A 20647-nucleotide genomic window follows, 5' to 3' on the forward strand; every position below is an offset into this window, starting at 1 on the left:
AATTAAAAATAGGTTTGAACCAAATCATAAGGCTTAATAGGACGGGAATAATAATAACCCTGTATACGATAACAATCATTTAAAGATAAGAATTCAATTTGTTCTAATGACTCTACCCCTTCAGCAATAACGTGTAGGTTTAAATTATGAGCTAATGTAATGATTGTATTGGTAATCGCAGCATTTTTAGGATCATGACAAACATCCTTGATAAAAGATCGGTCTATTTTCAAGGTATTGATCGGAAAATTCTTCAAATAACCTAAAGAAGAGTAGCCTGTCCCAAAATCGTCAATTGATATCTTAATCCCTAGACCTTTTAATCTAGACATTTTATGTAAGGTTTCCTCTGTATTTTGAATAATTAGATTTTCTGTTAGCTCAAGTTCTAAAAAACGAGGTAATAACTGGGTTTCTTCGATGATTTCTTTTACCATGCTTACAAAATTCGGTTTATTAAACTGCTGGGCAGAAACATTCACAGATACAGTAATTTCAGGATAACCTTTCATTTGCCACTCTTTTAGTTGCTTACATGCATTTCTTAGTACCCATTCACCAATCGGAACAATCAAGCCAGTTTCCTCTGCAAGTGGAATAAATTCTCCAGGGGAAATCATTCCTTTTGTTCGGTGCTCCCAGCGAAGCAGTGCCTCAACACCGAAGATTTGCTTATTCTTATTATCATACTGTGGCTGATAGTATATCCTTAATTCATCGAATTCAAGTGCCTTGTATAATGAATTCTCTAACTTCACATTTTCGAGCGTATGATTATCCATTGCTGATGTATAAAATTGATATTCATTTCCAGCTAACTCTTTTGACTTATACATAGCAGTGTCAGCCTTTTTTATTAAATCTTCTGCATCTACACCATCTTGTGGATACAAGCTGATTCCAATGCTTGTTTTTACAAAGATCTCATTTCCTTTTAAATCAAAAGGTTCTTCAAATGCTGCTATTATGCTTTCTGAGAAGACTTTTACCTCTTTTTCACAGTGGACAATCGGTAAAATGATTGTAAATTCATCTCCACCTTGACGAGAAACAGTACACCCCCTATACGCACAATGACTTAAACGCTCAGCAACCTTTTGAAGTAATAAGTCTCCATAGCTATGACCTAATGTATCATTAATAGTTTTAAAGCGATCTAAATCTAGGAATAATACAGCAAGCTGTTCTTTATGGAGTTGAGCATAATTTAATCCTTGATTTAATCGATCCTGTAATAAAAGACGATTCGGTAAGTTAGTTAAGCTATCATAATAAGCATGATAATTTATTTTTTCTTCCATCTGTTTCCTAAGGGTTATATCTTTAAATGTGACAACATAGCCAATTACCATTTGCTCTTCTTTAATAGATGTGATGGCAAATTCAGCAGGAAATTTAGAACCGTCCTTCCGAATAAAGGTTTCATCGGTATAAATCGTTACTTTCTTGGAACATTTTAAATAAGAAGTATCTTTACTCGTCGATGCTTTTAAAAAGAATGACTCATACGATCTTCCGATTAATTCCTTTTCTATGTATCCTAAAATGGTTTCTGCTGCAGGATTGCAAAATGTAATATTCCCTTTGATATCTAGACCTACAATTCCATCACCAGCAGAATTAAGAATCAATTCCTTCTCTCGACTTAACCTTTGTAGCTCGCCAACTACATCCTCTAGCTCTTGGTTCTTTTCAATAAGCGCTATCGTTCGTTCCTTAATAATGAGTTCCTGTTTTTCCATATATATCAAATGTGAAAGGACTGATGCAGTCGCTTCAACGATCGATTGCGCAAGTTGAATATCTGCTTGTGGATATTGCCTATCCTTCCCTTCTAGATTCACAATTGCTAATAATCCAAGAATCTCCCCCATTGTTACAATAGGTAGCATTAGAACTCCTTTTATTCCAAACGTACGACAGGCTTTATGATTTGGCCTAGGATCCGAAAATACATCTGGAATGAATAAAGCTTTTTTTGTATGGATTACTTCTTGAAATAGACGATCAGTACTTTGATCAATTTTTATTATGCTATGGGTCTTCTTCCACGCCTCTTCTGTCCAGTCACTTTCCTTACTCAAACTTGCTGGTTTAAAGAGATTTCCGGCTATTGGATCTAACAAATGTGCACCAATGTTTGTATTTTTTAATACTCTACCAACATAATAGAAGCATTTATCAAGAACCTCATTCATGGTTGAACATAGAGAAAGTTCTCTTGTAACATCTAATAGTAATTGCTTTTCCAAGATTAGATTTTCTTTCCTCGATAAATGATTCGCGTTTCGAATCGCAACCGCTGCCATATTAACATATGCTTCTACTGCCTGTATTTCAGCCTCTGTTAAATTCATATGTTCACCATGATTAAATAAAAAAACAAGGCCATATACCTCATCTTCATAATTAATTGGTAAAGATAATAAGGAATTCATTTTGAATGCCTTTATCGGTCCAGGATCTGGCCTAGAATCCTTAGAGGTGTCTGGTATGTAAATACTTTCTTTCTTTTCAAGTACCTCTTTAGCTAACAAATCGGTTTCAGGATTAATTACTAACATATCAAGGGTCATACTATTTAAAAATTCTGGTTTTCCTACATAACCTCTGTATGTCCCATCATTCTGTGGTAAATAAATCCCTACGGAATCACATCGAAATATTTCATCAGATATGGCAGTAACAACGTGCTCTAACACTTCACGTAACTCTAATTTCGTATTAATCAGCTTCGTAGTCTGTGCGAGACGTGAATACCTCGTGTGTTCTTCAATCATTCCGTACCCTCCAAATTAACGATCACTTTTAAGCAAAGATCACTTGTCCTATTTTCCTAAAAGACATCTAGTAAACAGCACCATAAAAATATGACTCAATTAAAACATTGCAAAAAGAACAATTAAAGTCAAGGAAAATCCATAATTTTCATAATACTGATTTAATATTTACACTAATGAAAAAAACGACAATATCATACAATTCTCTTAAATAAAGCATATTATATTCGAAGACATAAAAAAAAGGTCCTAAGGACCAAAATCCAAAAACCTCATAGGTATAAAGTCACTAGTAATAATAGTTTTTTTATTTAATAGGTTGTGAAATGAAAAAGCTTCTGAATCAGATATAGAATATATTTAACTACAGGCAATTGATCTTGATAATGCTTATAATCGATTGTATATTCTCCATTTTCATTTTTCCATAAACGATGAAAATAGGAATCTATTTCTTGAATAACTTCTTCTTGATCTGAGGCCGTTATCTTTACATCTGTCTCAAGATTATAGTTATTTAAATTTCTCTCAGTAAAATTTGCAGATCCACCAATAACTACTGCTTCCTTTTGTTTTTCTATATACAATAATTTAGTATGGAACTGTTCTTCCCCAGTATGATACCAACGAATTTCAATGTTCTTTTCAGCTAATTGGGTTAGCTCAGCAGCTACAGGTAAATTTGGTAAGCCCATTTTTTCAGATCCAAACGCATTTTGATTTGGATCAAGGATCATTTTGATTTTTACATCTCGTTTGGATGCAGCATTTTTTAATTCTTTTAAAACATCTGTGTCAGCTAAATAGAACATTGCTAGCCAAATTATATCACCCTTTTCTGTCGATTTGATCTCATCAATGATATTCTCTTCGATTTTCCCTTCTGTTACTAACTGAAGTCTAATCTTTCCTTTACGATGATCTTCTTTATTCCATTGAGGAAGTATGCCCCCACCAGAAAAATTTGCTACTGCTTGTTCTGTATTAAGCACATCACCAATTATATTGCCGTTTACCTTAAAAGCAATGTTAGAATGATAACCACTAGCATCATGAGCATTTGCAGACGAAATAATTGCTGCATCTTCAGTGGCAATGACCTTTCGATGATTTGCCTTTATATTCAAAAGTTTCAAATATGATCTTAACGTAACTTCTGGGGCTGACTTTGCTATCGGATTAGGGAGCCAACCAGCTCCTTCTTGTCCAAACCATTTGAAAGCTACTCTCCAAAGTCCTGAATATATTGGATTTGGATCTCTTAATTTATTTAAATCTGTAAATATTACCTGTACACCATGCTCTTTTAATGATTCAATATGCCCTGATTTATGTGAATTATAAGTTGTATTTATTTCGTCTGTAAGCAAATACACTTGTAAATTCGGATTCTTTTTTATTTGCTCGAGGATCTTAGTTGTTAATGTTTCACTAATAGCTGGATATTTTCGCTCTCCATCTGCATATCCGTTAAAAAGAAACATATCCAGTACGATAAATTCCTCTGCTACCTCAATCAATTGATAAAATTCCTGAAAAATTTCCTGTTCATAAATCGTATTATTTCGAGTATCCTTATAGCTTAAATCATATAAAAAATTCACATTATCGACCATATATGTTTGACTTTCGTATGAAATACCCTCTGGTAATGGTTTTTTGCTATGGTAGAGACTTACACTTGATAATAACATGACAAAAAAGAGAATTATCCAAGTACTCTTTCTTTTTAATATAGCTTTCATTTTTCCTCCGTCTCTATTGAAAAGAGGCTAACATCTAAAAGTCAGCCTCTGTTCTTATATCTTTTTTATATTTTTTTGAGTACTCAATATCTCACTAGTTTAATTAACATATGTGAAAGCATATGTCGTTCGTCATCAGAGCCTGCTCTCCAAAGCTCTTGAAGAAGCTTTTCCTCTCTGTTTCGTGGGTATTCGTGTTCAGCTAAGAAATTCGCTACTTTTTGTGTTGCTAGTGCCAACTGTTCTTCAGTTAATCCCATCTTTTTGCCCAGTGCTACCTTGTTACCTAGGAATTCTTTAAATGATTCAAAATTAGCTAGGATTACTTCCTTTTTTTCTTGACCTATACCATTCACCGCTCTTTCAACCTTATTAATGTGGGCTGAATGCTTTACTTCATTTTGAAGATCCATGCTTATTCCTCCTTTTTATGCTAATTAATAAGAATATAAGTTTGCATTTAGCTCAGCTTGTGACAGCGTTTTTTTTGTAGATTCTGTTAGTTTGGAGCTAGTATCCTTCACATTTGATTGGATGTCTAAGTATTCCTCTTTTGTATCCTCTGCGAAAGAAACTGCTTCATGTGAGATTTCCTTTGCTTCCTTTATAACATCACGATTGATTCGTTCAGCCAAATTCTTTGCTTCTTGAATTGTTTGTTTTAAAGTATCTGTTGCTTGATTTACCTGTTCTAGGAGTTGCTCCTTTACTTCACCAGGATTCTCTTTCACATGCATGATAACATTTTTGGAAGAATCCTTTATATCAACGGCCTTTGTCGCTACAGCACTTCTTGTATTTCGATCAAATAGAGTGAGAAAACCACCTATCACACCACCAATGATCATACCTTTTATTAATTTATTATTCTGTTGTTTTTCCTTTACTATTGCTTGTCCCATGAATATTCCTCCTTTATTTATCACTTTGTTATCGTTTTATTTCCCGATTTTACAGATTGTAAACCATTGGGATAATGCAAGAAACCTCAAAGTGCACAATAGTTTATCAATTAATCTATTGAAAAACCTTCAGAAAACCTCTATAATATTAGACTGTTTGTAGTAAAAACATTTCTTTCATTTACGAATCTAGTGTAAGAATACAAGAATCTATAATTAATAGATGGATAAGAATTAGAAAAGGAGTAGGAGTACAACATGTTTAGTAAATTGCTTGATGAAGACACTCGTACAAATGACCCTGAGGAATTAAAGGAAGAGTTAGAGGATTTAGAATTCCAGGTCTTTCGCATGCAGGATAATCTAAAGGAAATTGCTAAAAGAAGTAAGGTACTTGGTGTTGACCAAGCAAAAGAGGATAAACTCGTTATTGTTTACACACCAGAGGACAGTCAATCGTGTAAAATCATGTTATGTGATTGTGAAACCTCCTATAACGGAAAATGGGATTTCTCCATTCAGGCAACATATGCTAACGAACAAAACATCCATATAGGAGATATAAAGGGCCCAGCAAATAGAGGCTACGGCTCCATTTGTATGGATTATTTAAAAGATCTGGCAGTCGAACAAAACATCCCTGAAATAACCGGTGACATTGCTGAAAGAGATTGGGATCATGTTGATCGCCTCATTCATTTCTACGAAAAACATGATTTCCAGGTTGAAATTGATTATGAGGACAAATCTGGTGAAATAAAATGGGTATGTAACGAATAGTAAATAGATCATTTTGAATCAGTTCAAAACTTAAACTGATTCAAAACGATTTATTTTTTGTGTAATTTCCATTAATCAATTACAATTAAGAAAAGAAAATATTATGGAACTTTTTCTTTTCTAATACGTATTACTATCTGTCATGGATGGAGATAGATTCATACTCTATGCATGACATTAAACTGTAGGAGGAAATTACACAATGTTCAAAAAACTATTTTCTGCAATGCTTGTTCTAACAATTATTTTTACACCAATTGGTGGCTTTATGCTTGGCGATCAATTGACAACAGTTAGTGCGAAAGGTTATAAATCTGGTAAAAAGTCCTTTAACTCTAATACAAATAATAATAGCCCGTCTCTGTTTAAAAAAGAAGACACTCAGCAGAAGTCGTCTACAACGACAAAAAACAGCACTACAGCAAAACCAAAAATGGGCGGAATTATGAAGGGATTATTTTTAGGTGGACTAGCTGGTTTATTACTAGGAGGATTACTTAGTTCTTTAGGCGTTTTAGGATCAATCATTGGGTTATTTATCAATGTATTAGCTATCATTGCTGTTATCTTTATTATTCGCAAATTATTTACTTTATTCAAAAAGAAACGTAAATCTGAGGATGACACTGTATGGGGAAAATAAAGGTTTCTGAACAAGATATCGTTAATGCTTTATGTCTACACATTGCGCACAAAAGACAAATTACACCTCATGATGTAGATATCGAATTATTATATGATGATGATTATGGATTTTCAGCTGAAGCTTATGTAAATAACCGCAAACAAATATTAATTACAGCGAATATCATTGAGGCAATTCGCTTCTGGCTTGAAACCGAATTGAAAATAGATCCTTTTTCAGCTGCTCTTGAGCTTGTTCTTGATGAAGATGAAGGTGTAATCGCTTATGTAGAATGAAACGAGGGGCTTAACCCTCGTTTTTATTATTATTTAGCAAGTAAAAATAGTCATGATTATTTTAAAAAGGAGAACATTATGCGCTCACCTAAAGTACTTTTCATCGCATCAATTATTACAGATATAGCCCTTATCATCTATTTACTAACAATTGCTGATGATATAGGTCTTGGTTTTGTTTTACTACTATCCGCTCTCCTTCTTGGAGGTACATTACTTACATATAAGCTAATTAACCGATCATAATTAGAGGCTGGCCAAAATTGAGCCAGCCTTTTTTCGTTATAACATTAAAATGTCATTTCCGACTGCACATAATAATACAGCAGTCTTGCAGTATTTTCTAATGAAGATAAATGTGTTCGCTCAAATGCGTGTGAGGCATCAATTCCAGGACCGATTAATCCGTGAACAATATCATGTCCTGCACGAATGGCTGCAGATGCATCTGAACCGTAGTATGGATAAATATCTACTTTATATTCGATGTTGTTTTGCTTTGCGATCTCTACTAATTTTTTCCTAAATCCATAATGATAAGGACCACTTGAATCCTTCGCACAAATTGAAACAGTATATTCATCTGTTGCTTGACCATCACCAATTGCACCCATATCAACAGCTAAATACTCAACTGTTTCAGCTGGAATATTTGAGTTCCCACCATATCCAATTTCTTCATTGTTTGAAATTAGAAAATGAGTTGTATATGGAAGGTTGATTTTTTCATCTGAAATTCGCTTTATAAGCTGGAGCAATAATGCCACACTTGCCTTATCATCTAAATGACGTGACTTAATAAAACCACTTTCTGTGATTTCAACTCTTGGATTGAACGATATGAAATCGCCAACCTCTATACCTAGTAGACGTGTATCCTCTGCATTATGTACTTTTTCATCAATTCTTACTTCAATATTTTTTTGATTCCGCTCTAATTTTCCTGCTTCCTTATAAACATGTACTGAGGTTTGATGCATAAGGATTGTACCTGTATAAATTTTTCCACTTACTGTCTCTATTTGACAATATTCACCTTCAATAGAGTTGTAGTTAAAACCACCAATTAAATCAATCATTAAACGTCCGCTTGATTTTATTTCTTTGACTACTGCTCCTAATGTATCAACATGGGCAGTAAGCATTCGATGCTGCTCTTTATTGCTACCAGGAATCGTTACAACTAAGCCCCCCTTTTTATTCCACTTCATTTCAACATGAAAATCTTTCAAATAGTTCTCCACGAATGTAATAACTTGATTCGTATTACCTGATGGACTCGGTGTTTCCACGAGTTGTTTGATTAGCTGGATTGTCTCATTATTAGCTGTCATAGTTGTACTCCTTTCATAGTGAGTGATTCAATATTGACATTTTATCAAATAAAAACCGGCACTTCGAATGTAACAGCATTATTTACAATTATTCAATCATCATTTTTTTCAGATTAAGCAAGGAGCTTTCGTCAATTCCACAACCCTTGATTAAATAGGTCTCAACAGAATTGTATTGATTTAATATGCTTTTTACAGCATTATCTAAATAATCTATATTCACTATTAACAATGGTTTAATCCTATCAGAGGAGATTCGATACATACTCATAACTCGAATAAATCGCTCTACCTTTTTCATCCGTGGGCCAACTAATACATTGGATCGTAAATATTGATCAATGACCGTCTCATATGGTACCCCTAAATACATCTGGATAAGTGCAGAAAGAAACCCTGTCCTATCCTTACCACCTGTACAATGGATGAGCGCTGGAACATTCTCATTGTTTGCAATAGATGTGATCACTTCTTTTATCTCTGCCTTCCTTTCATTGACCATACACTGATAAAATTCGTGAATCATTTCTTCAAAATTTAATTCTTTTGATTTACCAATTAAAAGACGAAAAAACTCTCGATGTGATAAATCCTGACTATCATGAAAAATCGGAATATGCTTAAATCCCGTTCCCCAATTTTGGGGGATTTGATACATTTTTGATTTCCTTTCATTCACAGTTCGAAGGTCGCAGATTAGCTTTAATCCTATTTCCTGAAGTAAGACTAAATCAGTTTTTGACAAACGAGAAATGTCATCTGAGCGATACAGTACTCCGGCTTTCATCCATCGCCCATCGTCTATTTGTACCCCTCCAATATCACGGAAATTATATAATTTTTCAAAGGTATAATCCTTCTTTGTTTCTATTTTCATGATTACTTATCCTTTCAAGCAACAGTTTGTTTGTTGATACTAAGTGGAGTTTTTCTCCATATTTACTTTTTTCATTTCCATCATTTTTTCCATGCTATCCCACCTTTTTTTAGATTTAGAAGTTGAATAAAATCGTCACACTTTTCTTATGTGAGACTATCTACATATTCTCTAAATGTTTTTATATTCCTTTTGACAAAAAAACAAAACGTATTGGAAGGGATTAGCACCGACCTTATTCCCTTCTTTAGCTTCTTTAGATGGGGTTATTTCCGCATGATAAGAATAGGAAAACAAACTCAATAATTAAATGGATAATTAATGAAATTCAGGGAAATTTAATGATAAATATTAATTTTTATTGGAGGTTTTTAAGTATGGATTTATACAACAATATGGAATTTGAACTGAAAGGTAGTTTTATTCCTAATATTAGCAACTCGAACAAATTAAAGATTTTAGAAGTTACAGAAGGTAGTGTAGTGATACAAATGAACAATTCTAAACGGAGAGGAATATTTCCTTTAGATAGCTTCCAATACTGGATTAAAAGAAATTCGTTAATCCATATTGGAGAGAATGAGAAAAAAACGTCTTAACCGTTTTGGGATATGTAATTAAATCTCAACTGTGAATTTTCCCCATTTTAGAAACTTGAACCTATTGGACAAATAAGATGCTCATGAATTAATGAGCATCTTAATCTTACTCAGTGAATTAACAATATAGTAGCAATCAGATTCTTTTGTATCTACTTTTATATTTCAAAAAGAGGCCATTCAACACTCTAATGATTGTGATCCATTTCCCTATTATCCCCCGAAAAAGAAGTCAAAAACATTTGAAGCAGTTGAGGCTTTTTTATTGTAAAACTCAGAGTAACCACAATTGTTACAATATACAACAATAAATTGATTGTTTTGCACATCAAACATTTTAGACAATCCCGTTCCTGTCATCGCTACTTCTTTTTTCCCTGCATCTTGACTTCCGCATTTTATGCAACCTTTACTACTCATGTATTCCATCTCCCTTTAATTCTTATATCTTACTTACGTTTCAACATTCAAATTGGTTTCATTTTCCTTTCCCCAAAAAACTATTGCATTATTTTCCAATTGGTTATATAGTTAGTTACATGAGTAATTAACCAAATGAGTAAGGAGGTATTTCATGAATCGTTCTCTAAATCAAGAACGACCTATTTTTCAACAAATCGCAGAAAAAATTGAGGAAAGCATTTTGAATGGATCTTTAACAGAAGGAGACAAAGCACCATCAACAAATGAAATTGCCTCTTTTTATCAAATAAACCCAGCTACAGCAGCAAAAGGGATTAATCAATTAGTAGAACAAGAGATTCTATATAAAAAGCGAGGGATAGGTATGTTTGTATCAACAGGTGCACGAGATCTTTTAGTTAATAGAAGAAAACAAGAATTTTATGACAGCTTTATTATTCCATTGAAACAAGAAGCTCAAAACTTAAATATTACAAAGGATGAGCTAATTGAACTGATCGAAAAGGAGGCAAGATCATGAAAATAAAAATCGAGAACATCACAAAGACGTACGGTAAAAAAATAAGTTTGAACAATATCTCCTTTGAATTAGAGGAGAATAAAATTTACGGTTTATTAGGTCGAAATGGAGCTGGAAAAACAACCCTTATGCATTTGATTGCAGGACATATTTCCCCTTCTGATGGTAGTGTAACATTGAATGGACTAAATCCCTTTAACAACCGAAACGTATTGAAGAATATTTGCTTAATTAACGAAAGTGGTAATTTTAATCAATCACTTAAAATCAAGGATGTCTTAAAAATCTCTTCCCTTTTTTATCCAAATTGGAATAAAGAAATTGCAGAGAATCTACTAATTGAATTTAACTTAGACCGTAATCTTCGTATAAAGTCTTTATCCAAAGGGATGGAATCTGCTTTAGGTATCCTGATTGGTCTGGCATGTCGATCAGCTGTCACGATTTTTGATGAACCATATATCGGACTTGATGCAGCATTACGTGCCCGCTTTTATGAATTGCTCCTAGAAGAATATGAAAATGAACCAAGAACGTTTATTCTTTCTACACATTTAATTGATGAAGTTAGTAACCTATTTGAGGAAGTTATTATTTTACAAGAAGGAAAGCTAGTTCTCCAGGAGCAGGCTGAAGTGTTAATCGAAAAAAGCATTTCAGTAACAGGTAAAAAGGACATTGTTCAAGATTTTTGCAAAGGGAAAAATGTGTTGCATGTTAAAGAATTTGTTGGACAGCAAACAGCTGTGTTATATGGAGAATCCTTTCATCAATCTGATCTATATAATCAAGACTTAACCGTTGAACCTGTTCATATCCAAGATTTAATGGTTTATCTCACATCATCTTCTAAAGGAAGTGTTTCGATTTGAAGGAAGAGTTAAAAGCAATTTTATATTATATGTTCACTGAAATGAAATTCTCACTTATGATTTTCTGGTCAATTCTTCTCTCTTCCATAGTTGTTCTTTTCGTACTGGCAGATTTCGCTTTTCGAAATGTTGTTATTTCTACAAGTATAGCTACCTATGTATTTTGTGGGTTTGTTGGATTTTTAGTCACAAAAAAGAACTTACCATTTTGTATAAAGTTTGGTGCAACACGTAATTCTTTCCATCTTTCAGCAAGTATTTTTCTCTTACTATTGTCCATCGGATTAGCAATTGTAAATGAAATCGTTACATCTATCGTAAATTATACTCAAGATCTTTTACTAGTTGATGGAATCTTGATTTTTGAACCTGCAAAACTACTTGTGAATACTCCAAGCTTTGGATTTTCAATCTTGTTTGACAGTTTTATCATTTTTGTTGTACTAACGATTGGATATTTATTAGGTTCGATTGTCTATCGATTTGGTCAAATTGGTGGATTCATCACATTAGCTTGTGTTCTACTTTTTAATTTCTTACCATTTGTACAGGACGCAATCAGCCATTTCTTTCAAGGGTTTTTGAATGAAGATATGAATATCAATTTTGTATTCTTAATCATTTTTAGCTTTATTCTATTGATCATTAATTGGTTTATCATTAAGAAATCATCTCCATTGCCAGCTTTATCAAGATAAGTAAAAGAGGTCTGACGAATTCGTCAGACCTCTTTTACTAGGTTTTATTAAAACCAAGCTGCGCCAACAATAATTAAAAGAATGAACAATACAACAATTAGCGCGAAACCTCTACCATAGCCATATCCGCCACCGCCGTAACCATAACCGCCACCACAGCCGCCGCCGTAGCCACCGAATCCATAACCGTAACCCATTATAAATCCTCCTTTAAGTGATTTATCTAAAAGAAATTCCAATTCTTCTTAATAGCCAACGAAAGCCGAACCTACAATAATTAATAGAATGAACAAAACAACGATTAAAGCAAAGCCACTACCGTAACCACAACCTGGAGTTGCACCACTCATAAACAACACCTCCCTTTCGTTGTACTACTACAATATGAAAATAGGGACTTGTACGGTTGGGCATTCGCACAGTTTTCTAGGTATATTTCATTTCTTCTCTTATTTATCGTATAAATCCATCCAATAATTCAACTAAGCAGAAAAATGAAAATTCTAGGTATTTTAAATTAGACAGACCTTATCCTATAGGGCTTGTTTGCTAAATTGTAAGAAATGTATTAAAAATGAAGAAAGCAATTAATGTTAAAATGAAACTAGGTAAGGAAGATTAAAAAATAAGGGTGAGTTTATGAAGAAGTTTTTATTTATTATATGCTTGATTTTGGTATGTCCAATTTATGCCTCAGCACATACTACTGTGTCGTCCTCAAATCCAAATGAGGGAGAAACCATCACAGAGGAGATACGTGAGCTTAAAGTTGAATTCGCTGAGGCTATTGAAAATCAAAGCACATTGACATTAGTTAAGGAACAAGAAGCAATAAAAATTGATTCCATATCAGTCATCGATCAACAAATTATCGGTTCATTAACAGCACCACTCGAAAATGGTAACTATCTATTAACTTGGAAAGTTGCTTCAACTGACGGGCATGTACTAACAGGGGATATTCCATTTACAGTGGACATTCCTGATGCAGAAATTGAAGAAGAAGTTCAAGAAGAAACTGAACAAGTAGACAAAACTAAAGAGAATATGGAAAAGAATGATGCAGTCGTAGAAGAAAAAGCTGAAATAGAAGCTGCACCCGAGACTGTTAAGGATAACAGTTCCCTGATTTCTACTATATCTGTTATCATATTAGTCATCCTTTTAGCGTTCGGTATTTGGATTCTTTTACGTAAAAAGAGGTAATTTATGAATCAACTTATCCCATTGACTGAATATGTCACGTACATGCTATTTTCTTATTTGGTTGGCTATGTTGTGCTTCAATTTGTACCTGCTTCAAAAAAGCCAATCATAATAGCTTCAAAACAAAGTTTATTATTATCTGTTTTAGGTATTATCATTTTAACGTTTCTTCCAGTCCTTCAGGTCATTTCATTTTTTGCAACTGAAGGACTATTAAGTTTTAGTGCATATGCCATTTTAACTGAGTTTCAAGTAGGAATTGCCTGGCTATATGGAAGTTTTTTCGCTGTGTTTTTATGGATGATTATTTATGTAGAAGGCTCCAAATACTTACAGGCACTATTTTTACTATTGATGATTGTTTCTGTAGGCTATGCAAGCCATGCTTCAACACTTGATTTATTGCCAGGCCTTTTCTCGCATTCAATTCATTTCTTAACCATTACCATTTGGGTTGGAGTTCTTATTCATGTAGGCTGGTTAGCTCACAGTATTGAAAATTGGCATTCCTTTTTACGTTGGTTTACACCACTCTCAATCGTTTTATTTTTGATTACAACAATTAGTGGGATTTCCCTTATGCTCTTTGTAATTGAACCGAGAGATTATGCGAATGCTTGGGTATTGCCGTATGGTCAAATGCTTTTAGTAAAGCATATTAGCATTATCCCTGTTTTAGCATTTGCATTTATAAATGGCTTCCTTTCAAGAAAAACAAAAAAAGATTCAGAATTTGATGTAAAAAAGTGGGTTCAAACTGAGACTGTTATTCTGATGATTGTTTTTTTCATAACTGGTGTTTTAGGTACTTTACCACCTCCCCATCAAGTTAATGCCACTGTCATACAAGAAGGAGGCGCCGTCTGGGTAGAGTTATTGCTTGGGCATGAGGTTGTTGCTCCGTTTACAGTCCAATTCTCTGTAGGATTCCAAGCAATTCTCTTCCTTGTTATTGCTATCATGTTTTTATCCATGATCGTTATAAGCTTTTACAGAAGGGTATCACCTTGGCTTGCATTAGTGTTTGGCGTCATTTTTATGATCGCCACTTACCTTGGATTGATGATGTCGATAGTTGTAGGATAAAAAGGAAAGTACTTAAGTATAAGGCGGCAGGCAAAGTAATGCCTCTTAATATTGAGTAATACCACGCCATAAAGACATAAAAGAAGCTAATCACCTTATTTTAGGAGATTAGCTTCTTTTTACTTAGTATTTATTAGCTTTTAAGATTAAACATGTTTCTCGAATCTAATTTTTCAATCCAAATCTAATCCGCAACGGCCTTTCCTACTACCTGTTTTTGTTCAGTCCTAGCAATAGTAATCCCAGTAGATTCTTCAAAATCATAAAGACTTGTAGGTAAGTCTGTAAAACGCTCAAGTTCATTGTATGCAGGAATACCGTGATAGGACATATCAAGCCCTTCTTCTTCCTCTTCTTCTGTAGCACGTAAGCCAACAGTTACCTCAGCTACTTTTGCTATAACAGCTCCACCAATTAACCCCCACACCGCTACGACAGCTGCACCTAGAAGCTGAACACCTAATAAGGAAACCTGACCTGTTGTAAATAATCCTGCTGATGTATCAAATAAACCAACAGCAATAGTTCCAAATACTCCATTAAAGCCGTGAACCGCTACCGCTCCAACAGGATCATCAATTTTTATGTTATCGATTAAAAGTGTTGCATAAATAACAATGATTCCACTAATTCCACCAATGATAATCGCACTCCACTGATCAACAAAAGCACAACCAGCTGTGATCGCAACTAAACCTGAAAGAACACCATTTATCGTCATACTTGGATCTGCTTTTCCGAACTTTTTCATTGTCAATAATAAAGTGACAGTTCCACCACTTGCCCCTGCAAGCATTGTATTAATTGCAATTGATGCTAAGGAAGTATTTGTGGCATCTAGTGTACTTCCACTATTAAATGCAAACCAACCAAACCATAAAATAAATGCACCACTTGATGCTAATGGTATATTACTAGGTGCAAAAACATTCACCGTACCATCTGAATTAAATCTCCCTTTTCTTGCACCTAATAGTTTAGCCATTGCCAATGCTGCAAAACCTCCAACTGCGTGTATGGCAGCTGAACCAGCAAAATCCTTCATACCAAGCTTTGCCAACCAACCTTCACTATTCCATATCCAATGACCTGATAATGGATAGATAATAAGTGTTATCAAAGCGGCCGTAATAATATACGCTTTAAAATTCATTCGCTCAGCAACTGCACCTGAAATAATCGAAACACAGGCTATTGCAAAACCCATTTGAAAAAGCACAAATGCTTCACTTGGCAGCTCAATACTAAGAGAAATTTTTTCCGGACTTCCAAATAAACTTGTCCCGATAAAGCCAAAAGCATCTTGCCCATACATTATCCCAAAGCCAAAAAGCCAAAATGCTAAGGCACCTATGGTTAAGTCAACGAAAATTTTCATTGTAACGTTAACAGCATTCTTCGTGCGGACTAAACCCGCTTCTAATAAACTAAAGCCGCCTTCCATAAATAAAACCATCGCTGCTGCAATCACAATCCAAACTGTATTTAAATGAATTAGCTCCATATTACATCCCCTCCTTTACTGTAAGGTCATCGATCGTTTCATCAGATTCACCTGTACGAATGTTATAGGCTTCTATGATTGGATATACATAAATTTTCCCATCCCCATCTTCACCTGTTTGAGCATTAGCAATGATTGTTTTGATCGTTTGATCAACCATGTAATCGGATAGGACGATTTCAAGCTTAATCTTCGGATGTAATGTCACATTATAATTCTTTCCACGATATACACCCTGCGTATCCTTTTGCTTCCCTCTTCCTACCACTTGTGAAACTGTAAAACCTGTTATTCCTATATTTTTTAAACTTTTAATAGTCTCGGTAATCTTCTGAGGTCTGATGATTGCTTCAATCTTTTTCATGCTCCTCACCTTTTCATTGTTAGGTTTCCTAACATTATTATGTTAAAAATTATAACATTAATTGAATCAGAGTCAACAGTTTAAGCTATTAAAATTTTTAGAAAACTATAAAGTAGAAAACTAGATTTTTTGCCAAATGTTTTAACGACAAAAAAGATGATTGACATCAATATGTCAATCATCTTTTTCGTTTAGCTATTATTAGCTTATCTTATCTGTCCATTACCAGACATTAAAAATTTAACAGTTGTTAATGCAGGTAATCCCATTGGTCCACGAGCATGAAGCTTTTGGGTTGAAATTCCAATTTCCGCACCAAAACCTAGTGCCCCACCGTCTGTAAAGCGAGTGGAAGCATTATGATAAAGCGCTGAAGCATCTACTAAACTCATAAACGCCTTTGCTGTATCTTTGTTTTCGGTAATGATTGCTTCAGAGTGCTTCGTTCCATATGTTTCAATATGATCAATTGCTTCTTCAATATTGGCTACAGTTTTTACAGCAATGTCTAAAGATAAATATTCATTAGCCCAATCTTCTTCAGTTGCTAATACTCCATTAGGGAAATACCTAAGTGCCGTTTCATCTCCATGAACCGTAATATTATGTTTTTTGAAGGTAGTATTGAGTGCTTCACTGTTTTTATCAAGCCATTCCTTGTGAATAATAGCTGTTTCTAGTGCATTACATACAGCTGGACGGTCTGTTTTTGCATTCACAAGAATGTTTAATGCTTTTTCAACATCTGCTTCAACATCAATATATAAATGGCAGTTACCGACACCTGTTTCAAGAACTGGAACTGTTGCGTTATTTACAACTGCATTTATTAATGAACCTCCACCCCTAGGTATTAACACATCAATGTGTTCCTTCATTGTAAAGAGCTGCTGTGTTGCCACACGATCTGTAGTTGCTATAAATTGAACAGCTTCCTGCGGGATTTTCGTTTCAATTAATGCCTCATGCATGACCTCCACGATGGCTTTGTTTGATGATAAAGCAGATGATCCGCCTTTTAGTATAATGGCATTTCCTGATTTAAGCGCAAGACCTGTTGCATCGACAGTTACATTAGGACGAGCTTCATAAATCATTCCGATGACACCTAAAGGAATGGATACTTTTTCTACTAGTAATCCATTATCCAGTGTCCAGTTCGAAAGTATTTTCCCTGTAGGATCTTCTAATTCTGCAACTTGGCGTAGACCTTCTGCAAAATCTGTGATGCGTTCCTTCGAAAGGGCGAGACGATCCAAATACGCCTCTTCATAGCCTTTTTCACGACCTGCTTGTAAGTCTTTTTCATTTGCATTTAAAATGACTTGAATATTTTTTTCCAATGTATCAGCTAAAATGTGTAATGCTTCGTTTTTTTCTTCATTTGATAATAAACTAACTTTTTTCGCTGCTTTCTTTGCTGCTATCGCTTGTGCTTCAACGTTTGTTTGTTCTTTTGTTACATTCATGCAATTCCTCCTTTTAAACTCCAACAGGTAAGGACAATTCAAGCTCGCATACTAGGTCATCAAAATGAACAACCTCGAGTTTTTCTACCTCTTCACCTGTTATTTCACTTAATTTTTCCAAATCTTCATTTGAGTAATTTACAACTCCTAAGCCGATCCTTTCACCTAGATGATCAATAATTCGAATTACAGCACCCTTTTCGAATTGTCCTTTTACTTCCTCGATATCTGATGAATAAATACTATGTTTATGATCAGCAATTGACATTCTAATATTTTGATTAATAACAAGTTCACCCTCAGGACCAGAATGAAACGCAATCCATTGCTTTTTCTGATTTAAGTTTATTGTCTCATTTGTCACTTCAAAATACGTTCCTCGTGCCTCTCCATTTACTGCATCACCTAAAATATTCGGTATGCTTGCTTTACCTAGAAAAGTCGAAATTCCTGAAGCCATCGCAATTTTTACTGCATCGATTTTTGATTTCATTCCACCTGTGCCAACTTCACTTCCTGATTCACCGGCACCTTCTTCTATTTCAGGTGTAATTTCGTATACTTTTTCAAGCAGTTTCGCTTCATCATTTTTGCGAGGGTCTGAATCATATAAACCATCTATATCAGAAAGGATAATCAATTGATCTGCTTCTATTAAACCTGCAACTTTAGCAGATAACGTATCATTATCACCAAATTTTAAGCGATCAACTGTAACCGTGTCATTTTCATTGACAATCGGAATAATCCCACGCTCTAATAGGACATTTAACGTGTTTCGAACATTGTTATAACGAGATTCATCAGAAAAATCGCTACGCGTGATTAATATCTGTGAAGCTACATAACCGTGTGATAAAAATATTTCTGAATAGGCTTCAATTAATAAGCCTTGGCCAATAGAAGCTGCGGCTTGTTTTTCTGGTAATGATGTTGGTCGATCAATACAGCCTAGCTTTCGATAGCCTGCAGCGACAGCTCCAGATGAAACAAATACAATTTCATGCCCCTCATCCTTAAGTAAAGCTATTTCATCTGCTAATTTTTCTAGTTTACGTCGACTAATTTCTCCATGTCGACTAGTTAAGGAACTGCTTCCTACTTTTATTACAACCCGTTTTTTCTCATTGTCTAGGGTCGCCATTCTATCACTCCTGAGTCAGTTTTTAGTCCGAAGCGCTAGCACCTTGAATCATACGGACTATCCATCTTATATGACTTTTCATTGAATTCATTTATGGATGGCTTATGATCGAGTGCTAGGCGCTTACGCAAGACAAAAAAATTTAGTACGATATTTTAGTCTAATGAACACTTCACCTTTTTAAGCAAGTGAGGTTACTATCTATTTATTATTTCAAAGAACCAACTAACAGACTTTCTTGTATCTGCTCGCTAATCTCTTTCGAGCGTTTCGCAGCATGTTCAACAGCCTTAGAAATTGCGATTCCTCCACCATTTTCATCAAGCGCATCAAGTCCAGCAGCTGTTGTACCATTTGGAGACGTAACATTTTCCCGTAAAACAGTTGGTGTTTTATCCTGCTTTTGAATCATCTTTGCAGCACCTACAATAGTTTGTGCAATAATTTGTCTTGTTGTTTCAATATTAAGTCCAGCTAGAACGCCTTGTTGTTCCATATGTTCCATTAAATAATAGAAATAGGCTGGACCACTTCCTGCAAGTCCTGTAAAGATATCCATATCTTTTTCTTCAATCTTGTATACTTCACCAATACATTCAAGTAAGATTTTCGTTAATTTCACATTTTCATCGGCTGTTTCATGACCTGGGGAAATTGCAGTAGCTGATTCTCCGATTGTACTGGACGTATTCGGCATAACTCTAACTACTTGCTGGCCTTTATGGAGATTTTGTTCAAGGTATGATGTTGTAATTCCCGCTAAAACAGATAATATGAGCTGATTTGGCTTGATATGACTCTTTATGTCGTTCAATGCATTATCAACATCTTTAGGTTTCATAGCTAAGATAAAAATATCTATTTGATCAAACTGGAGATTTTCTCGTTTAACCCCTTTAATTCCATAATTGCTTTCTAAAGCAGTTAATCGTTCTTGATTGGAACGATTTGTCGCAACGATTTGTTCCGCTGGGATTTCCCCTGATTTTACTAAACCAGAGATCATTGCTTCCGCCATTGACCCCGCACCCAAAAATGCAATTGTTTTATTGTATAACATCTCATCTCTCCAATATCGTTCGTATTTTTGTTCGTATTTTTGCTAACGGTTTAATACTAACACGCTGAATTTCATATTCAAGGTCTTAAGGATATGTTGTAAGCATTTCTTTCAATTAGTTAGTGTAAGCGTTACCATTAGGAGTTATATCTTCTTAAAAGCGTCTCAGGAAGCTTTATCGCTTCTCATCCCTTATTTTCAAGAATGATGATAATCAAAAATTCAAAATTTTTATGATATTCACCTAAGGAGTAAACAGTTGCAGTTATTCAAAACGTTAAGCTCTACTACTTTATTTAGCTTCCTTCTAACAAGTCTTAAAAGGAAAACGCTTAATAAATACCGAATGCTTTTTTTAGGAAT

Annotated in this window: 23 protein-coding genes and 1 pseudogene; 10 read left to right on the forward strand and 14 right to left on the reverse strand. The window is 34.5% G+C overall.

The window, feature by feature from the left end; all coding sequences use genetic code 11:
* Positions 1 to 2: 2 nt before the first annotated feature.
* From WCV66_RS21740 to WCV66_RS21755, 4 genes are all read right to left on the reverse strand, one after another.
* Complete coding sequence (locus WCV66_RS21740) at positions 3 to 2780, reverse strand: EAL domain-containing protein (protein ID WP_066331195.1); 2778 nt, start codon at positions 2778 to 2780, stop codon at positions 3 to 5.
* A 311-nt stretch (positions 2781 to 3091) separates the two neighbouring features.
* Entirely contained in the window at positions 3092 to 4525 is a 1434-nt protein-coding gene (locus WCV66_RS21745) for a phospholipase D family protein (protein WP_338786810.1), read from the reverse strand.
* An 83-nt stretch (positions 4526 to 4608) separates the two neighbouring features.
* Complete coding sequence (locus tag WCV66_RS21750) at positions 4609 to 4938, reverse strand: DUF3243 domain-containing protein (RefSeq protein ID WP_066331201.1); 330 nt, start codon at positions 4936 to 4938, stop codon at positions 4609 to 4611.
* 24 nt (positions 4939 to 4962) lie between these two features.
* Entirely contained in the window at positions 4963 to 5427 is a 465-nt protein-coding gene (locus WCV66_RS21755; RefSeq protein ID WP_338786811.1) for a hypothetical protein, read from the reverse strand.
* Between the two features lie 258 nt (positions 5428 to 5685).
* On the opposite strand from WCV66_RS21755, the gene WCV66_RS21760 reads away from it, so the two are divergent.
* The 4 genes from WCV66_RS21760 to WCV66_RS21775 all read left to right on the forward strand — a co-directional run bounded on the left by WCV66_RS21760 (position 5686) and on the right by WCV66_RS21775 (position 7374).
* Positions 5686 to 6207: a GNAT family N-acetyltransferase gene (locus WCV66_RS21760; RefSeq protein ID WP_066331209.1), complete on the forward strand. Its 522-nt coding sequence runs from the start codon at positions 5686 to 5688 to the stop codon at positions 6205 to 6207.
* A 202-nt stretch (positions 6208 to 6409) separates the two neighbouring features.
* On the forward strand, positions 6410 to 6850 hold the full coding sequence (locus tag WCV66_RS21765; protein ID WP_338786812.1) for a hypothetical protein: 441 nt from the start codon (positions 6410 to 6412) through the stop codon (positions 6848 to 6850).
* Positions 6838 to 7128, forward strand: coding sequence for a YxcD family protein (locus WCV66_RS21770; protein WP_066331214.1), 291 nt, complete (start codon positions 6838 to 6840; stop codon positions 7126 to 7128). The genes WCV66_RS21765 and WCV66_RS21770 overlap by 13 nt, the downstream gene beginning before the upstream one ends.
* A gap of 78 nt (positions 7129 to 7206) precedes the next feature.
* Complete coding sequence (locus tag WCV66_RS21775; protein ID WP_338786813.1) at positions 7207 to 7374, forward strand: hypothetical protein; 168 nt, start codon at positions 7207 to 7209, stop codon at positions 7372 to 7374.
* Between the two features lie 44 nt (positions 7375 to 7418).
* Here the strand turns inward: WCV66_RS21775 and WCV66_RS21780 are convergent, their stop codons facing one another.
* Positions 7419 to 8462 carry a M42 family metallopeptidase gene (locus WCV66_RS21780; protein WP_338786814.1) on the reverse strand — a complete coding sequence of 348 codons (1044 nt, stop codon included), beginning with the start codon at positions 8460 to 8462 and terminating at the stop codon, positions 7419 to 7421.
* A gap of 88 nt (positions 8463 to 8550) precedes the next feature.
* Complete coding sequence (locus tag WCV66_RS21785) at positions 8551 to 9339, reverse strand: tyrosine-protein phosphatase (protein ID WP_338786815.1); 789 nt, start codon at positions 9337 to 9339, stop codon at positions 8551 to 8553.
* 377 nt (positions 9340 to 9716) lie between these two features.
* Here WCV66_RS21785 and WCV66_RS21790 point away from each other — a divergent pair, with 377 nt between their 5' ends.
* Positions 9717 to 9938: a hypothetical protein gene (locus WCV66_RS21790; protein WP_066331219.1), complete on the forward strand. Its 222-nt coding sequence runs from the start codon at positions 9717 to 9719 to the stop codon at positions 9936 to 9938.
* A gap of 213 nt (positions 9939 to 10151) precedes the next feature.
* On the opposite strand, the gene WCV66_RS21795 is transcribed toward WCV66_RS21790, so the two are convergent.
* A complete protein-coding gene (locus WCV66_RS21795) occupies positions 10152 to 10358 on the reverse strand; it encodes a zinc ribbon domain-containing protein (RefSeq protein ID WP_066331228.1) in 207 nt (68 codons plus the stop codon).
* Between the two features lie 154 nt (positions 10359 to 10512).
* On the opposite strand from WCV66_RS21795, the gene WCV66_RS21800 reads away from it, so the two are divergent.
* From WCV66_RS21800 to WCV66_RS21810, 3 genes are read left to right on the forward strand one after another with little or no spacing between them, the layout of a single operon-like run.
* Positions 10513 to 10881, forward strand: a complete 369-nt coding sequence (locus tag WCV66_RS21800) for a GntR family transcriptional regulator (RefSeq protein ID WP_338786816.1) — start codon at positions 10513 to 10515, stop codon at positions 10879 to 10881.
* Positions 10878 to 11753, forward strand: a complete 876-nt coding sequence (locus WCV66_RS21805) for an ABC transporter ATP-binding protein (protein WP_338786817.1) — start codon at positions 10878 to 10880, stop codon at positions 11751 to 11753. The genes WCV66_RS21800 and WCV66_RS21805 overlap by 4 nt, the downstream gene beginning before the upstream one ends.
* Positions 11750 to 12451 carry a hypothetical protein gene (locus WCV66_RS21810; RefSeq protein ID WP_338786818.1) on the forward strand — a complete coding sequence of 234 codons (702 nt, stop codon included), beginning with the start codon at positions 11750 to 11752 and terminating at the stop codon, positions 12449 to 12451. Before WCV66_RS21805 ends, WCV66_RS21810 begins: the two co-directional genes overlap by 4 nt.
* Positions 12452 to 12498: 47 nt before the next feature.
* On the opposite strand, the pseudogene WCV66_RS21815 reads toward WCV66_RS21810, so the two are convergent.
* Together WCV66_RS21815 and WCV66_RS21820 are read right to left on the reverse strand one after the other, a co-directional pair.
* Positions 12499 to 12573: pseudogene (locus tag WCV66_RS21815) on the reverse strand (YjcZ family sporulation protein); the annotation flags it as partial.
* Between the two features lie 123 nt (positions 12574 to 12696).
* Positions 12697 to 12801 (reverse strand): YjcZ family sporulation protein, encoded by a 105-nt coding sequence (locus tag WCV66_RS21820; RefSeq protein ID WP_083964590.1) that lies wholly within the window; start codon positions 12799 to 12801, stop codon positions 12697 to 12699.
* A gap of 289 nt (positions 12802 to 13090) precedes the next feature.
* Between WCV66_RS21820 and WCV66_RS21825 the strand changes: the two genes are divergently transcribed.
* Both WCV66_RS21825 and WCV66_RS21830 read left to right on the forward strand, forming a co-directional pair.
* The gene (locus WCV66_RS21825) at positions 13091 to 13657 is read left to right on the forward strand and encodes a copper resistance protein CopC (RefSeq protein WP_338786819.1); all 567 of its coding nucleotides are present in this window, start codon (positions 13091 to 13093) and stop codon (positions 13655 to 13657) included.
* 3 nt (positions 13658 to 13660) lie between these two features.
* Positions 13661 to 14743, forward strand: coding sequence for a copper resistance D family protein (locus WCV66_RS21830; RefSeq protein WP_338786820.1), 1083 nt, complete (start codon positions 13661 to 13663; stop codon positions 14741 to 14743).
* Positions 14744 to 14927: 184 nt separating this feature from the next.
* On the opposite strand, the gene WCV66_RS21835 is transcribed toward WCV66_RS21830, so the two are convergent.
* The 5 genes from WCV66_RS21835 to proC form a co-directional block, all read right to left on the reverse strand.
* Positions 14928 to 16247 (reverse strand): ammonium transporter, encoded by a 1320-nt coding sequence (locus WCV66_RS21835; protein ID WP_066331254.1) that lies wholly within the window; start codon positions 16245 to 16247, stop codon positions 14928 to 14930.
* Position 16248: 1 nt separating this feature from the next.
* A complete protein-coding gene (locus tag WCV66_RS21840) occupies positions 16249 to 16611 on the reverse strand; it encodes a P-II family nitrogen regulator (protein ID WP_338786821.1) in 363 nt (120 codons plus the stop codon).
* A gap of 206 nt (positions 16612 to 16817) precedes the next feature.
* The gene (locus tag WCV66_RS21845; RefSeq protein ID WP_338786822.1) at positions 16818 to 18080 is read right to left on the reverse strand and encodes a glutamate-5-semialdehyde dehydrogenase; all 1263 of its coding nucleotides are present in this window, start codon (positions 18078 to 18080) and stop codon (positions 16818 to 16820) included.
* Between the two features lie 13 nt (positions 18081 to 18093).
* Entirely contained in the window at positions 18094 to 19224 is a 1131-nt protein-coding gene (proB, locus tag WCV66_RS21850) for a glutamate 5-kinase (RefSeq protein ID WP_066331263.1), read from the reverse strand.
* A 208-nt stretch (positions 19225 to 19432) separates the two neighbouring features.
* Positions 19433 to 20284 (reverse strand): pyrroline-5-carboxylate reductase, encoded by an 852-nt coding sequence (proC, locus tag WCV66_RS21855; RefSeq protein ID WP_338786823.1) that lies wholly within the window; start codon positions 20282 to 20284, stop codon positions 19433 to 19435.
* Positions 20285 to 20647: the final 363 nt, after the last annotated feature.

The organism is Metabacillus rhizosphaerae (assembly GCF_037201795.1).
GTDB classification, from domain to species: domain Bacteria; phylum Bacillota; class Bacilli; order Bacillales; family Bacillaceae; genus Metabacillus; species Metabacillus rhizosphaerae.

Coding starts and splice junctions, on each gene's coding strand:
- WCV66_RS21740 (WP_066331195.1), bottom strand. CDS start 2,780: ATGATTGAAGAACACACGAGGTATTCACGTCTCGCACAGACTACGAAG.
- WCV66_RS21745 (WP_338786810.1), bottom strand. CDS start 4,525: ATGAAAGCTATATTAAAAAGAAAGAGTACTTGGATAATTCTCTTTTTT.
- WCV66_RS21750 (WP_066331201.1), bottom strand. CDS start 4,938: ATGGATCTTCAAAATGAAGTAAAGCATTCAGCCCACATTAATAAGGTT.
- WCV66_RS21755 (WP_338786811.1), bottom strand. CDS start 5,427: ATGGGACAAGCAATAGTAAAGGAAAAACAACAGAATAATAAATTAATA.
- WCV66_RS21760 (WP_066331209.1), top strand. CDS start 5,686: ATGTTTAGTAAATTGCTTGATGAAGACACTCGTACAAATGACCCTGAG.
- WCV66_RS21765 (WP_338786812.1), top strand. CDS start 6,410: ATGTTCAAAAAACTATTTTCTGCAATGCTTGTTCTAACAATTATTTTT.
- WCV66_RS21770 (WP_066331214.1), top strand. CDS start 6,838: ATGGGGAAAATAAAGGTTTCTGAACAAGATATCGTTAATGCTTTATGT.
- WCV66_RS21775 (WP_338786813.1), top strand. CDS start 7,207: ATGCGCTCACCTAAAGTACTTTTCATCGCATCAATTATTACAGATATA.
- WCV66_RS21780 (WP_338786814.1), bottom strand. CDS start 8,462: ATGACAGCTAATAATGAGACAATCCAGCTAATCAAACAACTCGTGGAA.
- WCV66_RS21785 (WP_338786815.1), bottom strand. CDS start 9,339: ATGAAAATAGAAACAAAGAAGGATTATACCTTTGAAAAATTATATAAT.
- WCV66_RS21790 (WP_066331219.1), top strand. CDS start 9,717: ATGGATTTATACAACAATATGGAATTTGAACTGAAAGGTAGTTTTATT.
- WCV66_RS21795 (WP_066331228.1), bottom strand. CDS start 10,358: ATGAGTAGTAAAGGTTGCATAAAATGCGGAAGTCAAGATGCAGGGAAA.
- WCV66_RS21800 (WP_338786816.1), top strand. CDS start 10,513: ATGAATCGTTCTCTAAATCAAGAACGACCTATTTTTCAACAAATCGCA.
- WCV66_RS21805 (WP_338786817.1), top strand. CDS start 10,878: ATGAAAATAAAAATCGAGAACATCACAAAGACGTACGGTAAAAAAATA.
- WCV66_RS21820 (WP_083964590.1), bottom strand. CDS start 12,801: ATGAGTGGTGCAACTCCAGGTTGTGGTTACGGTAGTGGCTTTGCTTTA.
- WCV66_RS21825 (WP_338786819.1), top strand. CDS start 13,091: ATGAAGAAGTTTTTATTTATTATATGCTTGATTTTGGTATGTCCAATT.
- WCV66_RS21830 (WP_338786820.1), top strand. CDS start 13,661: ATGAATCAACTTATCCCATTGACTGAATATGTCACGTACATGCTATTT.
- WCV66_RS21835 (WP_066331254.1), bottom strand. CDS start 16,247: ATGGAGCTAATTCATTTAAATACAGTTTGGATTGTGATTGCAGCAGCG.
- WCV66_RS21840 (WP_338786821.1), bottom strand. CDS start 16,611: ATGAAAAAGATTGAAGCAATCATCAGACCTCAGAAGATTACCGAGACT.
- WCV66_RS21845 (WP_338786822.1), bottom strand. CDS start 18,080: ATGAATGTAACAAAAGAACAAACAAACGTTGAAGCACAAGCGATAGCA.
- proB (WP_066331263.1), bottom strand. CDS start 19,224: ATGGCGACCCTAGACAATGAGAAAAAACGGGTTGTAATAAAAGTAGGA.
- proC (WP_338786823.1), bottom strand. CDS start 20,284: ATGTTATACAATAAAACAATTGCATTTTTGGGTGCGGGGTCAATGGCG.